11 protein-coding genes are annotated in these 14,771 nt (G+C 60.3%); 4 read left to right on the top strand and 7 right to left on the bottom strand.

Going from position 1 to position 14,771, the window contains the following annotated elements; genetic code table 11:
• Window positions 1-158: 158 nt before the first annotated feature.
• Together EKN07_RS08445 and EKN07_RS08450 are read right to left on the bottom strand one after the other, a co-directional pair.
• Window positions 159-575: a hypothetical protein gene (locus EKN07_RS08445; RefSeq protein ID WP_125482455.1), complete on the bottom strand. Its 417-nt coding sequence runs from the start codon at window positions 573-575 to the stop codon at window positions 159-161.
• 144 nt (window positions 576-719) lie between these two features.
• The gene (locus EKN07_RS08450; RefSeq protein ID WP_126146156.1) at window positions 720-1,472 is read right to left on the bottom strand and encodes a hypothetical protein; all 753 of its coding nucleotides are present in this window, start codon (window positions 1,470-1,472) and stop codon (window positions 720-722) included.
• Between the two features lie 326 nt (window positions 1,473-1,798).
• Between EKN07_RS08450 and EKN07_RS08455 the strand changes: the two genes are divergently transcribed.
• Window positions 1,799-4,231 (top strand): DNA topoisomerase IV subunit A, encoded by a 2,433-nt coding sequence (locus tag EKN07_RS08455; RefSeq protein ID WP_126146157.1) that lies wholly within the window; start codon window positions 1,799-1,801, stop codon window positions 4,229-4,231.
• Between the two features lie 68 nt (window positions 4,232-4,299).
• On the opposite strand, the gene EKN07_RS08460 is transcribed toward EKN07_RS08455, so the two are convergent.
• Together EKN07_RS08460 and EKN07_RS08465 are read right to left on the bottom strand one after the other, a co-directional pair.
• Entirely contained in the window at window positions 4,300-6,429 is a 2,130-nt protein-coding gene (locus tag EKN07_RS08460; protein ID WP_126146158.1) for a DNA topoisomerase IV subunit B, read from the bottom strand.
• A gap of 297 nt (window positions 6,430-6,726) precedes the next feature.
• Complete coding sequence (locus EKN07_RS08465) at window positions 6,727-6,927, bottom strand: hypothetical protein (protein WP_108715744.1); 201 nt, start codon at window positions 6,925-6,927, stop codon at window positions 6,727-6,729.
• A 102-nt stretch (window positions 6,928-7,029) separates the two neighbouring features.
• Here EKN07_RS08465 and EKN07_RS08470 point away from each other — a divergent pair, with 102 nt between their 5' ends.
• A complete protein-coding gene (locus tag EKN07_RS08470) occupies window positions 7,030-7,686 on the top strand; it encodes a 3'-5' exonuclease (protein WP_240611200.1) in 657 nt (218 codons plus the stop codon).
• A 355-nt stretch (window positions 7,687-8,041) separates the two neighbouring features.
• Here EKN07_RS08470 and EKN07_RS08475 read toward each other — a convergent pair whose 3' ends face one another.
• Window positions 8,042-9,721 carry an RNA polymerase sigma factor gene (locus EKN07_RS08475; protein WP_108715746.1) on the bottom strand — a complete coding sequence of 560 codons (1,680 nt, stop codon included), beginning with the start codon at window positions 9,719-9,721 and terminating at the stop codon, window positions 8,042-8,044.
• Window positions 9,722-10,106: 385 nt separating this feature from the next.
• Window positions 10,107-11,321 (bottom strand): DUF4192 family protein, encoded by a 1,215-nt coding sequence (locus tag EKN07_RS08480; protein WP_108715747.1) that lies wholly within the window; start codon window positions 11,319-11,321, stop codon window positions 10,107-10,109.
• Between the two features lie 205 nt (window positions 11,322-11,526).
• On the opposite strand from EKN07_RS08480, the gene EKN07_RS08485 reads away from it, so the two are divergent.
• Window positions 11,527-12,621 (top strand): polyprenyl synthetase family protein, encoded by a 1,095-nt coding sequence (locus EKN07_RS08485; RefSeq protein ID WP_108715748.1) that lies wholly within the window; start codon window positions 11,527-11,529, stop codon window positions 12,619-12,621.
• Window positions 12,622-12,786: 165 nt separating this feature from the next.
• Here EKN07_RS08485 and EKN07_RS08490 read toward each other — a convergent pair whose 3' ends face one another.
• Window positions 12,787-13,143 carry an Rv2175c family DNA-binding protein gene (locus tag EKN07_RS08490; protein WP_108716683.1) on the bottom strand — a complete coding sequence of 119 codons (357 nt, stop codon included), beginning with the start codon at window positions 13,141-13,143 and terminating at the stop codon, window positions 12,787-12,789.
• A gap of 167 nt (window positions 13,144-13,310) precedes the next feature.
• On the opposite strand from EKN07_RS08490, the gene EKN07_RS08495 reads away from it, so the two are divergent.
• The gene (locus EKN07_RS08495) at window positions 13,311-14,714 is read left to right on the top strand and encodes a LysM peptidoglycan-binding domain-containing protein (RefSeq protein ID WP_126146159.1); all 1,404 of its coding nucleotides are present in this window, start codon (window positions 13,311-13,313) and stop codon (window positions 14,712-14,714) included.
• Window positions 14,715-14,771: the final 57 nt, after the last annotated feature.

Below are 14,771 nucleotides of genomic sequence, written 5' to 3' on the forward strand. Positions count from 1 at the left end.
TTCCCGCAAGACGCCGAATAGACCGTCAATGCTCGCAGCTTCCGTGCCACCACGCGATCATCCAAGCAAGCATGTGAACTGGAGCCTTGCTGCCCAACACCACTCGCTGCAATTGCGATGTACCGGAGCAACGGCGGGCAAACAAGGCAACCCAGCGTTCAGTCCGCAGCAGCTTCGATACTGACGATATCGCCGCGCCGGGGATCGCCGTTGTCGGTCAGATCGAGTACCACATTGACTGACCCTACGTACCCGCCATTTTCTTTGTCCAATCCTAGCGACTCCGCAGTAACGTCCTGCGGTAGTTCCACTGAGATTGGGAAAGTGCATTGCGGAAGCACTCCGGCCGCCTCTGTGACGGCGAAGCAGACTTCGGCCGATCCCTCAGTCGGCACGATCAATGCTGCTCCTTGCAGTTCGTAGCGTTGCCCGACCGTGAGTTCTCCCTCAAATACGTCATAAGACTCCGAAGTCAACGTAACGACTTCTTTTGGCTCGGCTTGATCGGACGAACATGCAGCCCCACCTGCAACTAACAGCACCGCCGAGAATACGGCTACTATCGAACGTCTCATGCGCACATCTACCTCATATCAATGCCGAACTTTTGTCCGGCTAACCGGTTGCGATAATCGTGAGTCCTCGCCAGGGGCACGGGTAGGTACCGACCGCCCGGGGCGCTCCCCGACTTTCCCATTTCTCGCGTTACCGGGCGCCCGTTACTCCGCTACGTTCTCGTCAGTTCTCACAACCACCACCTTTACGTTGTTCAGACGGGAATCGCTGGTGACGCTAGCGGCAAGTAACGGATCAGGCTCCGTATCCTCCGAGAACGCGGGTATGGAGTCATCCTCCAGATTCAGAACAACCGCATTTCGCTCATCATCGACGGATGCAAAGGCCAACTCCGGCAGATCGGCAGGAGGATGGCTGTTGAGATCATCCGCTACTGCTTGCAGGTCGTCGATTGACTGCTCCGTTCGCTCCATCGTCACGCCGAAGGGCATATCGTCAGCGCGAGCCATCAGTTCGGCATCACATTGCTCATTGAGCGAATAGACCGTCATGGTGGACGTATAGGGGTCGTAGTCAAATCCACCTACACAGTCTGGGATCTCCTCATAAGCAGCCTCGCGGTAGTCCAACCGTTCTAGGGTCCCATCCACATGGGCGATGGCATCCTCTTCGGATAGACCGAGATCGCGCATGATGACATGAACCTGCTCTGCAAACTGCGGATCGGCGTCTGGCATGGAAGCCAGTGTCGGAACCTCGATCTCCTCAAATTGCGTTTCGGCGGCATCGTCACTATCGACATCAAACCCCGCAAGATGAGCAGACTCATTAGTTACATATGGACTTGCATTGAAGTCCCGTGAACCTGTAGCATCCACAGTGACGCTCGTACATAGGATCAGTGCCGCCACACCGCCTAGGGCCGCACCGATCATTCTATGACTTCGCACTATCATTGCACCTTCTCCTTCGCGTGCTTGATGGCGCATCAACTCTCGCAAGTAAGACTATCGTTAGTAGGTACTAGTTACCCGATTTCTCTAGAGTTGCACTGTTTTTCGATTCTAAGACGGGAAAATTCCCGCGCCAGAGTTCGCCCGACGCGGTGTATCGGTACCTCGCAAGGCACTCCTACTGACAAGCGCACGCACTGTCCTCGCACCCTCCCCTCCCAGCAAACAGGACCGCCCTTCCTCCCGTGCTATACCGCGTCGGATATCTCACGGAACACTGCCCGCCACGTTCACCATATTCCCAGCCATGACGCGGAATACTTGAGATCATGCAAAAGACTGCGACACCGCCGACCGATGAGAACATCGTCGATATTGATGTCTCGAAGGAGATGCGCACTTCCTTCCTCGAATACTCATATTCGGTGATCTACTCGCGTGCGCTCCCCGATGCCCGCGATGGCTTCAAGCCCGTGCAGCGTCGCATTCTTTTCCAGATGGATCAGATGGGCCTGCGCCCGGACCGTGGGCATGTGAAGTCCTCCCGCGTGGTCGGCGACGTGATGGGTCGGCTCCACCCGCACGGCGATGTCGCCATCTACGACGCCATGGTGCGCCTCGCCCAACCCTTCACCATGCGTCTGCCGCTTGTCGACGGCCACGGCAATTTCGGTTCCCTGGACGACGGCCCGGCCGCTCCCCGCTACACGGAGGTGCGTCTGGCACCAGCAGCCCTTGCCATGACAGCCTCATTGGATGAGGACGTGGTAGACATGGTGCCGAATTATGACAACACCCTTATGCAGCCCGAGGTGCTTCCCGCCGCCATTCCGAACCTGCTGGTCAACGGTTCCTCCGGGATCGCTGTTGGCATGGCGACGAATATGCCACCGCATAACCTCATCGAGGTCGTCAATGGCGCACGGCACCTGCTCACTCATCCGGATGCCAGCCTTGAGGATCTTATGCGCTTCATCCCCGGGCCGGATCTGCCCGAAGGCGGAAAGATCGTTGGGCTGGACGGTGTGCGGGAGGCCTACGCCACTGGCCGCGGTGTTTTCCGTACCCGGGCCACGGCGCGAATCGAGAACATCACCGCCCGCCGCAAGGGCATCGTGTTCACCGAACTACCCTACCTCGTAGGCCCGGAGAAGGTCATCGACCGGCTGAAAGATGCGATCAGCGCAAAGAAGGTACAGGGCGTCTCCGGCGTACAAAACCTCACCGATCGTCATCACGGCATGCGACTGGTCGTCGAGCTGAAATCTGGTTTCAATCCCGATGTAGTGTTGGGCCAGCTGTACCGGCACACCCCGTTGGAGGATTCCTTCGGCATTAACAATGTCGCCCTGGTCGACGGCCAACCGCGGCTGCTGGGATTGAAGGAGCTATTGCGGGTCTTCCTCGATCATCGCATCTCCGTGACGCGGCGTCGTTCATCTTTCCGCCTTAACAAGGCCCAGCACGACCTGCACCTTGTTGACGGTCTTCTCATCGCGGTTCTCAATATTGACGAAGTCATCGCCGTGATCCGCTCTTCCGATGACACGGCGTCCGCCCGCACTCGCCTCATGCAAGTGTTCGACCTATCCGAACAACAGGCTGAGTACATCCTTGAACTGCGTCTGCGGCGCCTCACGAAGTATTCGCAGATAGAACTGGAACAGCGGCGCGAGGAGCTTCTGGTGCAAATCGCCGAACTAGAAGAAATCCTCGGGTCCGAGGAGCGGCTGCGCGACGTCGTCTCCGGGGAGCTGGCCGATGTCGCCCGCGAGTACGGAACACCGCGCCGCACGGTTCTTCTCGAATCGGATGGGGCGGCGGATCCCGTCGCAGCGGCGAAGAACCAGTCGGCGGAGTTGGCCGACGATCCCTGCTGGGTTATGCTCTCGGGCACCGGTCTTCTCGCCCGAAGCGGTGATGCGGTTCGTCCCAGCCGCGAAGGCGCCCGGGTGGCGCACGATGCCGTGGTTTCCCTCGTTCCCTCCACCGTGCGCGGGCAGGTCGGAGTCGTCACCAGCGCGGGCCGGATCTGCCGGTTGGACGTGGTGGACGCACCGGCGATTCCTCCGACGACGACGGCACCCTCGCTCGCGGGCGGCACCCCGCTGTCGGAACTCCTTACCCTGGGAAGCGACGAGCGCCCACTGGCGCTGGTAGACCTGAGTTCAGATGCTCCACCCCTCGCAATGGCTACCGCTCACGGGCGTATCAAACGGCTCAATGGCGGACACCCCGCCAAGGACGCGTGGGATGTCATTACATTGGGCGACGGCGATTCCGTCGTCGCCGCCGCACACTGCGCTGATTCCGAACAGATCGTCCTGGTGACAACCGATGCGCAACTACTGCGTTTCTCCGCCGAGACCGTTCGCCCGCAAGGTCGCAACGGGCAGGGCATTGCCGGTATTCGTCTTTCCGACGGGGCGCGGGTACTCGCACTCGGCGTAGTGCCCGGCAATGACATTGCCGGTTCGCTTGTGGTCACGGTGGCGGGTGCCTCGGATGCACTTCCGGGAACGGTTGCCGGCAGTGCAAAAGTCACGCCTCTTGACCGCTTCCCCGCCAAGGGCCGTGCAACCGGTGGAGTACGTGCTCAGCGCTTCCTGCGCGGGGAGGATTGCCTGCAGTTGGCATACGTGGGCCCGGCCCCGCTGCGAGCCGTGGGCAGCGGAGGGCAGGCGTTGGAGTTGCCGAAAATCGACGAGCGGCGCGACGCCTCCGGCACAGCGCTTGTCGCGCCCGTTGCCGCCATCGGCTGAATGCTTCAGATGTGGCGGCTGGCACAGAGCAGCCGGGCATAGCACACTACCCGCAGGCCACCCACCGGCTAGGCGTCGATGCGCTCGCGATCGATATCCGCAGCACCGGCAACGATGAAGTCGCGCCGTGGCATGACATCACTGCCCATCAACAGCTCAAAAATCGTCTCGGCCTCCCGCAGAGCATGTTCATCCTCCATGCGAATACGCCGGAGGGTCCGCCGGGCCGGATCCATCGTGGTTTCCGCCAGCTGGTGGGCATCCATCTCCCCCAAGCCCTTGTAGCGTTGGATCGGCTCCTTGTATCGCCGCCCGCTGCGTTCCAAGCGCTTGAGTACCCGGTGAAGCTCGGGTTCGGAATAGGTGTAGATGTACTCACCCTTCTTCCCACCAGAACCTGCCACCTCGACGCGATGCAGCGGCGGCACGGCCGCGAAAACTCGCCCGGCTTCCACCATTGGACGCATATAGCGGAAGAAAAGCGTCAGGAGCAGGGTGCGGATGTGGGCGCCGTCGACGTCGGCGTCAGTCATCATAATGATCTTGCCGTAACGTGCGGCGTTAAGATCGAAGGTGCGGCCGGATCCGGCGCCAACCACCTGGATGATCGATGCCACTTCTGCGTTGCGAAGGATATCGGCCGGAGACGCTTTCTGAACGTTGAGAATCTTTCCGCGGATGGGCAAGAGCGCCTGAAAATCCGAGGAACGCGCCAGCTTGGCCGTTCCGAGGGCGGAGTCGCCCTCAACGATGAACAACTCGGTATGTTCAACGTCCTCGCTGCGGCAGTCCGCGAGTTTGGCGGGCAATGCCGCAGCTTCCAGGGCGTTCTTGCGCCGGGAGATCTCTTTGTGCATGCGCGCCGCAACACGTGCGCGCATCTCGGCGACCACCTTTTCCAACAGGCGAGAGGTCTCCGTTTTCTGGTCGCGTTTTGAGGAAGTGAGGACACGTGTCAGCTCGGTTTCCACCACGTTGGCCACGATTCCCCGCACCGGGGCCGTGCCGAGGATCTCCTTGGTCTGGCCTTCGAACTGTGGCTCGGGTAGCCGCACCGTGACGACGGCGGTCAGCCCAGCAAGCACGTCGTCCTTCTCAATCTTCGGATCACGCGCGGTGATGTGAAGGCGACGTGAATTGGAGTCGATCAGGGCTCGCATCACTTTCATGACGCCCTGCTCGAAGCCGGTCTGATGTGTGCCGCCTCCCGGAGTGCGGATGATATTGACGAAGGATTCCTCCGTGGTGTCGTACCCGGTTCCCCAGCGCAACGCAATATCTACCTGACAGGTGCGTTCCATCTCTTTCGTTTTCAGATGGCCCGTCTTCTTGTCGAACACCTGCACGTTCTCGGTGAAGGCGCCCTCACCGGTCAGATGCATGGTGGCGGTCACCGCCGGATCGGTGGCGAGGAAGTCGACGAAATCGCACGTGCCGCCATGAAAGCAGAAGGTCTCTTCGCTGGTCTCCTCCGCTCCGGGTGTGCCGGCCAGACGACGCTCGTCGATAATCGTGATCGACAGGCCCGGAATGAGGAAGGCCGTCTGCCGCACTCGTTCCACCAGCTCGTCGTAGGAGAATTGAGCCGAGGCGAGGAAGATCTCGGGATCGGCCCAGTACCGCACCCGGGTTCCCGTGCGTTTCTTAGCCACTTTGCCCACCACATCAAGCTCGGAGGCACTGGTAAAAGGTGTGAAATCCGAGTCTGGGGAGGGGCCGCGCCGCGAGTCAGAATATCGGCCCGGTTCGCCACGGCGAAATTGCATCTGGTAGGTCTTCCCCGCCCTATCAACCTGTACGTCCATACGAGCTGATAGTGCATTGACCACCGAGGCTCCGACCCCGTGTAGGCCGCCGGAAGATGTGTAGGAGCTACCACCGAACTTCCCGCCGGCGTGCAGCTTTGTGTACACCACTTCGACGCCGCTCAGCCCAATGCCGGGTACGGTATCAACTGGTACACCGCGTCCGTCGTCGCTCACTTCAACGGAACCATCGGCAAATAGGCGTACGGTGATGTTCTTCGCAACGCCTTCGAGCGCCTCGTCCACCGCATTGTCGATGATCTCCCACAGGCAGTGCATTAAGCCCCTCGAGTCGGTGGAGCCGATATACATTCCGGGGCGTTTCCGAACAGCCTCCAGGCCTTCTAGGACTTGGAGGTGACGTGCGGTATAGGTCTCGACATTCTGTGCCACGATGGCAATGCTACGTTCCGTGTGCACCAAATCGCGTCATTGGCGCACACAGGCGGGAAAAGTCACGTTCTCCGCCAATTCGTTCGCGGGTGCGGGTCTGTGCGGCGAGCCCCCAGGACGGTTGGGTCAAAACCCTGAGGTCCAAGGCCGGGTGTATCTATACGCCTGGCTGGCTGCGCCGGGCAAATCCATACCGGAAGGACCGATGTCGAGCGGGTTTGTGCGCCGAACGCCAAGCTGGAGCGGCTCCACACGCCCAGGGCTACGATCTCCTTTTGGTGCCTCAGGCGGCGGCGCTCACAAGCTGGCGATACGCTCACGCTCATCCTGGATGGAGACGGCGGCTTCGCGTAGCGTGTCCAGATGCTCATTGGCGTGATGCCCGCAGAAGAACAATTCACCGTACGGCAAAACAACGCGCACATACGCTTGCGCCCCGCAGGCGTCGCAACGGTCGTCGGCGGTTAGCGTGACTTCATCAGGCAGTGTTGTACTCACACTGATATCAAAGCACCTTTGGGGCAGAAGATTCCCATCCGTCCATGGCGTTCACCCGTGGCGTACTTCGGTGTTGCGCGACTGCGCGGTAGAGTACCGCCTGTGCCGACAGGACATCGAAAGAAGAGGACCGGGAGGGCGGGTTTCGCCGTCGTCGACTGCGAAACGACCGGCTTGAGTCCAACTCGGGATCGCATCATCGAGATAGGCGTTGTTCTACTCGACGATTCGGGCGCTGCCGAGGGCGAGTGGTCATCGCTTGTAAACCCGGGCCGTCCGGTATCTGCGCAGTTCATTCACGGTCTGAGAGACGACGACGTGGCCGATGCTCCTTCCTTCGCGGAGATTCTCTCAACCCTGGTTCCCCTATTGCGGGGGCGTTCCATTACCGCTCATAACGCGCGCTTTGACATTGCGTTTCTCAATGCCGCCTTCCACCGCTCCTCCTATCCACTCACCTTCCCGCTGGATGCGGCTGTGTGCACGATGGAACTGTCAAAGATCTACTTGCCAGCGGGTCGTCATTCGCTGTTGGAAGCGGCGCAACGAGCCGGGATACGCGCCCACCAGCACCATCGGGCCTTGGCGGACGCCTGGACAGCAGCCGAGCTGTTGCGCGCCTATCTGGCGGCGGAAGAGAACGGAGTGCGTTACCTTCCGCAAGCCGTATCACGCGATGGCCAGGTCATGTTGCCGGCTGCATGGGTCGACGCACAGGAACGGGCGGCACGGGTTGCCTGGCCTGACTCGCTGCTTTAGGGTTACTCCGCTTTGTACTCCTTCGCTTCGGGCGCCTCGAACCTATGACCTCCCCTTTAGAACTGCTCTACTTCAGGACTCCTCCGCTCAGCTACCTGGTGCGATTCTCCGCGTTAATCGCGGAACATGGGGAAGACCCGGAGATTTTGGCCGTGACCTTGGATGTTTCTGCAGTCGCGGCCGCGTCGCGGAAGTGAGTGGTGCAAGGGGCCCTTTCCCACATGCAGCACGCGGCCCTCACCCGCAACCGAGGCCATATGTGCAGCTGACCGCCGCTTAAACAGCGGCGGTCAGTAGCAAAAGACCCGGTCCATCTGAAGGCGCAGCTCGGAAAAGAACCGAGCCGGGTAAAGGCTCAGTCCAGGTAGTCGCGTAGCACTTGCGACCGCGACGGGTGGCGCAGTTTCGACATTGTCTTCGATTCAATCTGCCGGATGCGTTCCCGTGTCACCCCGTATACCTTGCCGATTTCGTCCAAGGTCTTCGGTTGGCCATCGGTCAAGCCGAAGCGCATGGAGACAACACCGGCTTCGCGCTCAGAAAGGGTGTCGAGCACTTGGTGCAACTGCTCCTGCAGCAGGGTGAATCCCACCGCGTCGGCCGGAACAACGGCCTCGGAGTCCTCGATGAGGTCGCCGAACTCACTATCGCCGTCTTCACCTAGAGGCGTATGCAGTGAGATGGGCTCGCGTCCATACTTCTGCACCTCGATGACCTTCTCCTCGGTCATGTCGAGTTCCTTCGCAAGTTCGGTGGTTGTGGGTTCGCGTCCGAGGTCCTGCAGCATCTGCCGTTGCACGCGTGCCAGTTTGTTGATGACTTCGACCATATGCACCGGGATGCGGATGGTTCGCGCCTGATCTGCCATTGCACGTGTGATGGCTTGGCGAATCCACCACGTGGCGTAAGTGGAGAACTTATAGCCCTTGGTGTAGTCGAACTTCTCCACCGCTCGTACCAGGCCGAGATTGCCTTCCTGGATCAGATCGAGGAAGAGCATGCCGCGTCCCGTGTAACGCTTCGCCAGCGACACCACGAGGCGGAGATTGGCCTCCAACAGGTGGTTCTTCGCCTGCTGCCCGTCACGCATAATGGCACGCAATTCGCGGATATAGGTACGGTCCGTCTCTTTGTCCAGTGCACCGGACTGCAGAATATGTGCCGCGTACAGGCCGGCTTCGATCCTCTTGGCCAGCTCTACTTCTTCTTCGGCATTCAGCAGGGAAACCTTGCCGATTTGCTTGAGATAGTCCTTGACCGGATCAGCGGTGGCACCGGCGACGTGCACGCGTACTGCCGGCTCATCCGATTCGTCGGAATCGGTAACCGTGAACGCACCCTTAGAGCTCGTCGCTTCCTTGGCGGGTGCCGATTTAGCGGCCGTCGTTGAGTCTTTCACCGACTTATCGTCGTCGGCGTTATCGTCGTCGGCGTCATCCGAGACATCATCCTCATCCAGATCCGCGTCGTCCCCATCAGCGGCATCAAGATCGAGGTTGTCATCCTCCAGTGCATCCGCCTCTTCCGGTGAAGCCACTGCATCCGCTTCGTCTTCGGCAGGCGAACTCGACTGCACAGCGGACTCGCCCGCATCCTCGGCTACGGTCTGGGCGGATAGAGCCTCCGCCGCCGTCTCGTCCTCGCCTGCCGTATCAGCTGGTGCCGATGCCTTCGCCTTCTTAACGGAGCCCTTCGGCTTGGCACTGGACGCCTTCTTCCCCGTCGTCTTTTGCTCGGCCATCTTCTGCTCTACTACCGCACCATCGGCCTGCACAATCGACTCATCGTTCGTCGCCTCCTGTGCGGCCGACTCGACTTTGGCTGTTTTCGCCGCATCGCGGGCCTGCTTTGCCTTCGACGTCGTTGACTTCTTGCGCGCCGTCGACTTCGTCTTTTCTGTGCTACCTGTGGTAGCCGCCGTCGCAGCGGACGACCGAGTGGTCTTCTTCCGGCCTGCCTTTTTCTCGGGTGCTACCGCAACATCATCAGTGGTAGCAACGGACAAATTGTCGACTTCGGCGGTCTTAGTGGCCACGTGACACCTTTCAACGAAGAACCAGACAGCTGGCGAAAGCACATCATACCGCCGCTGGAGAGAACTCGGTACATACGCCACAACGCGTCTGCCCCGGAAAATGTTCCCGGCGTGTGCTCCAGTTCTCGCTCAGCTGTGGCCTGAATCAGGACAAGAGGCATGCTTTCCGCAGATTCCGACGCCGGAGCACTCCTTCCGTTTCACCCGCGTCTTCCGAAAGAGGTAACTCCGCCACGCACCATCTTTCGCCTAGGACGACTCTCGTCTAGGACGAACACTGGTGGCCGACCAGTTCGGCGCCTCTCCGTCTGAGGCGAGCCGCATCCGGCTGAGGCGAGCCGCGTGTTCCAATCGGCACAGAATCACCGGACGCGCAGTCGGTCTCTCATTCGCAACGAGTCATCCAGGGCGGTAGAACATGGAAGGCCAGCGTCTGCGCGAGGATTCGCACCAGAGAGTGACTCGGATCAATATCCATGGCTGCTTTCACCCGCTCGTGTGCGATGGAGTTGCGCCCCGACCACCAGGCAAGGTATCCGCTGGCCGCCAAGGCGCAGGCATCGTCGGCGGGTGCAACCGCAGCGCAACGCTCCAACAACGCGCGCGTTTTCTCCAATCGCTCGATATCGGGAACACGATGCGCCGCACGTATGAGCCCGAAGGCAAGAGAGTCCTCATCAAGGTCCACCAGCCCGCCATCGTCGTGCGCCACAGCATAAAGAAGTACCCGGTCACGGACACGGAAGTCATGTAGTGCAACATTTGCACACCCGCGTTCGGCGATGGTCTCAGTTCCGTCCTTTTGCAGAATCTCATTCCACAGTTTGCACCCGGCTACGAAGTGGTTCACCTCATCGGCCAGCCACTTCTCGCCGGCCCGAGCGGCCAGTCGCAGTTCCGAGCAGCTCGCGCGAGAGATCGTCTGTACCGGAGGCTCTTCCAAGGGAGCGCTGCCCTGCGCTATAAGTTGCAAAGCAAGCTCTCGGGTCGCAAGTTCATCGCAAGCATGTAGCTCCGGCTCAGGCTCGTCGAATACGCACCACTGGTGGGAATCCGCAACCATCGCCATGAGCAGGCCAGCCTGCGGCGCCGCCTCCCGGATCGCTAAGCAAATGTCGTGAAGAGTCCGTGCCTCGGGACCGTGCAGGAACGACACTACATCGCCGCAATACAGCGCGAGCACACACCGTTGCACACCGTACTCCCGGATAATCTGCGCAAGTTCGAGACCGTATCCCGCCTCTAGGTACGGCGCCTGTGCACCTGCTCCAGCATCCGATACATCCGCGTCTACGCCACAGTCCGTTTCATGCAAGTCCGCACCCCGGCCCATTGACTGTGCAACCGCATCATCAAAGCGTCGACGCCGGTCACCCGCCGCCGTATCGTGTTCTGCCGATTCAGCCGGTGCTAGCGCAGCACTGTCTGATGGCTCCAGGTTTATCGTCACAATTGGCCCCATACAAGCACGTTTCCCGGTTGCATCCACGCCGAGTTCGTCCAATCCAAGTAGCACCAGGTGATGCCGCGGATAGTATCCAAGAAGGTGAGGAATGAGCACAAGGGCATCCTCCGGCCCGTGAATAACAAGAGTTTCCATGCCTCCATCTCAACGGAGAGCCGTATCGGCAGCATAGGTCCCTTCTGCACCGGTGGATTACCTCTGCATTTCGGCGGTTGTGGATACGGCGAGCAGGGACTGTATTCACTACAGTGTTCGCGATGACGTATGGGCAGTCGGCGTGGAAACAGAAGGCCTAGGTGTACCCATCACATGGCACCGACCATCCCGCTAAGCTAACCGCATGAGCTTCGAAGCGGCATCCGCAGACCCGGTAGACCCAAACGATTTTCGTGCAGCAGTCACGGCACGCTGCCTGGCTGTGCTCGACTCGCTGAGCACGCTTTTTGGCAACAGCGACGCCGTCGCGGAACTACAAGCGGTCACGCGCCCCTTCCTCGCCGGAGGAAAGCGTACTCGCGCCACCCTGCTACTCGCTGGATGGTGCTGCGCCACCGATGAACCGACGTCACCCGCCGTGAGTGCAGGGGCAGCGCTGGAACTCTTCCAGGCCTCCGCACTCGTCCACGACGATGTCATCGATGCATCCCCTACTCGCCGCGGTCTGCCCGCCGCACACGCAGCGTTTGCCCAACGCCACCAATCCGCCGATTGGACAGGCGACCCGTCACGCTTCGGTACCGCAGCCGCAATCACACTTGGCGACCTATTACTGTCCGAGGCGGTGAGTGAATTCGCACGCGCCGGAGCCCTTGTTCCCTCGATACGCGCTCAGGCGGCCACGGGAGTTTTTCACGACATGACGCTGGAAGTTGCCTACGGGCAATTCCTCGACATTCGCGCCGAGAATCTGCCGCTGGCCGATCCTTCCACCGAAGGCAGTAATGCGCTGACGATTCTCCGCCATAAGAGCGCGCGTTATTCGGTCGAGCTTCCGCTAATTATCGGTGCCACGTTGGCAGGCGCACCCAGCGACCTCCTTGCCGGTCTTCGCCGAGTGGGTACCCCACTGGGAGAGGCGTTCCAGTTGCGCGATGACGATCTCGGAATATTCGGGGACCCGCAGACAACTGGGAAACCCTCCGGCGCTGATTTCAGCGAAGGAAAACGTACCGTCCTCCTATCCTTATCCCGAGCACTCGCATCGAGTTCCAACCGGGACTGGCTCGAGCAGAATCTCGGTTCGCCCCTGAACCACGACGGCGTGGAGCACCTGCGACGGATCATCATCAAGTGCGGCGCGCGTCAACGGCACGAAGACATGATTAACCAACGGGAAGAGGAAGCACGGTCTGCCCTCAAGGAGTTTCCCGCTCGCTCCGTCGGCACAGCCCTACTGAGTTCTCTATTTGATGAGCTCTCCGCCCGCGCACGCTAACAGACGCTCCATACGGCCGTCGTCGCTCCCGGGAGGGGAGGCAGCGCCTATGAATCCCTGGCGACGCACAGGCGTCGCTCGGACGGGAACTCACCCCGCCGGGCCCGCGCGGCCCGTGACGGCCAACCACCGCGGACCGAGAACACAAATGACTCTCTGCGGGGCTCAGAAAGCCAGCGCCGCTATAACACGGCGTACCGCTTTCACACGGCTTGACCGTAACGCCTCCAGAGGCGTTACGCCGAGCTCGTCATCAACCCTATTGAGCCAATTCATTGCCTCATCATCTGAGAACCCGGCATCCCGCAACGCCGTTACCGTCCCCCGCAGGGAGGCCAAAACAGTGATCTCTCCCTCCTTCTCGGTCAGTTCCCCACGCGGGATCATTAGTGCATTGTTCTCACCGCGGCGCACCGCCAGGAGTCGATTATCCGCCAGCATATTGCGGATTTCACGTTGACGAACACCAAGAAGCTCGGCGATCTCTGGAATGGACAACCACTCAGACGTCTCATTACTCACGCCGAAATCGTACCCGCAATAGAGCAAATAGTTGGAAAGATTCAACTCGACACGCTATTGTCACATATGAAACATGAGCATCAGCTTCATCATAATTCGCATTTATCACGCAATTGGTGCTGCTGACACAGGGAGGCAAAGCGGCTCAGCCGCAACGGAGGTACATCATGTCCAAGGGCTCGCGAACCGTGCGTACGTCAGGTGCCGTTCTCGCGGCAACGACGATGATCGGTTTTGTGGCGCCACCGGCGCACGCCCAGGAACCGACTACCGGTAATCTGGCGCTGGCCCGGCACACGTCCGAGCCCGTCAAGGCAAACGCGATGAGCTATCGCGTATCCAACGCCGATACCTTGGCCTCCATCGCCCAGCGCACCGGAGTACCCGAGGGTGTCATCGCATCAACCAATGGGCTCTCGCCCTCGTCTTCGCTCCGGAGCGGAAGTCTGCTCTCCATTCCGGCCCCGACTGTGCGCACAGCCAATACGGCCACCGTCCACACTGTGACCCGCGGTGAGACACTCTCCGGCATCGCCAAACGCTACAACACGACCGTGGCACAAATCGTCTCCGCCAACTCACTGAAGAATCCGAACCGTATCTACGTCGGCCAGAAACTCACCATTCCAGCCGGGAACGGAGCCGCACTGTCGGCGCAGCAGTCAACTTCGAGCGCAACGTCGTCAACTGGTACCGCTAGCGCCACGCATACGGTGGCCCGCGGTGAGACTCTCTCCGGCATCGCCAAGCGCTACGGCACCACCACCGCCAACCTCGCCGCACTAAACTCACTGGCCAACCCCAACCGCATCTACGTCGGCCAGAAACTCACGATCTCCGGAACCGCAAGCACCTCAACATCGTCATCCACGCGGTCCTCAACTACACAGGCAACAACCGCAACATCAACCGGCACCGCCACCACGCATACGGTGGCCCACGGTGAGACTCTCTCCGGCATCGCCAAGCGCTACGGCACCACCACCGCCAACCTCGCCGCGCTAAACTCACTGGCCAACCCCAACCGCATCTACGTCGGCCAGAAACTCACGATCTCCGGAACCGCAAGCACCTCAACATCGTCATCCACGGTTCCTAACACGTTCCTTGGATACACATACTCGGCGCAAACCAACGCCGCCGCCAACCAGAATAAGAGCACACTGAACGGCATGTCCGTTCCGTCACGGGCACAAATGCAGCAGATGGTCTACGACACGGCAGTTCAGATGGGCGTCGATCCACGACTGGCACTGGCGCACGCATATGTCGAATCCGGGTTCGACGCACGTGCGGTGTCACCGGCGAACGCCGTCGGCGTTATGCAGGTGATTCCTTCCTCCGGCCAGTGGGCCTCCCAGATGGTTGGGCGCCAACTGGACTTACTTGACCCCCAAGACAACGTCATTGCGGGCGTCGCCATCATCCGTTACCTGCAGACACACGCCAGTTCGCTCGACGAAGGAATCGCCGGCTATTACCAGGGTCTGGGTGGGGTGCAGCGCAACGGCATGCGTCCCGACACACAGCAGTACGTGACAAAGGTCAAGAATGCCATGTCTCGTTTCTGAGAGGTTGCTTCCGTTCCTTACGTCCTGCCTACTGCCGCGTTAGCGAGGCTTTTGGAG

The organism is Actinobaculum sp. 352 (genome assembly GCF_003957265.1).
Taxonomy (GTDB): domain Bacteria; phylum Actinomycetota; class Actinomycetes; order Actinomycetales; family Actinomycetaceae; genus Asp313.

Excerpts from the sequence above, each read along its gene's own strand:
- EKN07_RS08455 (WP_126146157.1), top strand. The coding sequence starts at position 1,799 with ATGCAAAAGACTGCGACACCGCCGACCGATGAGAACATCGTCGATATT.
- EKN07_RS08495 (WP_126146159.1), top strand. The coding sequence starts at position 13,311 with ATGTCCAAGGGCTCGCGAACCGTGCGTACGTCAGGTGCCGTTCTCGCG.
- EKN07_RS08445 (WP_125482455.1), bottom strand. The coding sequence starts at position 575 with ATGAGACGTTCGATAGTAGCCGTATTCTCGGCGGTGCTGTTAGTTGCA.
- EKN07_RS08485 (WP_108715748.1), top strand. The coding sequence starts at position 11,527 with ATGAGCTTCGAAGCGGCATCCGCAGACCCGGTAGACCCAAACGATTTT.
- EKN07_RS08480 (WP_108715747.1), bottom strand. The coding sequence starts at position 11,321 with ATGGAAACTCTTGTTATTCACGGGCCGGAGGATGCCCTTGTGCTCATT.
- EKN07_RS08450 (WP_126146156.1), bottom strand. The coding sequence starts at position 1,472 with ATGATAGTGCGAAGTCATAGAATGATCGGTGCGGCCCTAGGCGGTGTG.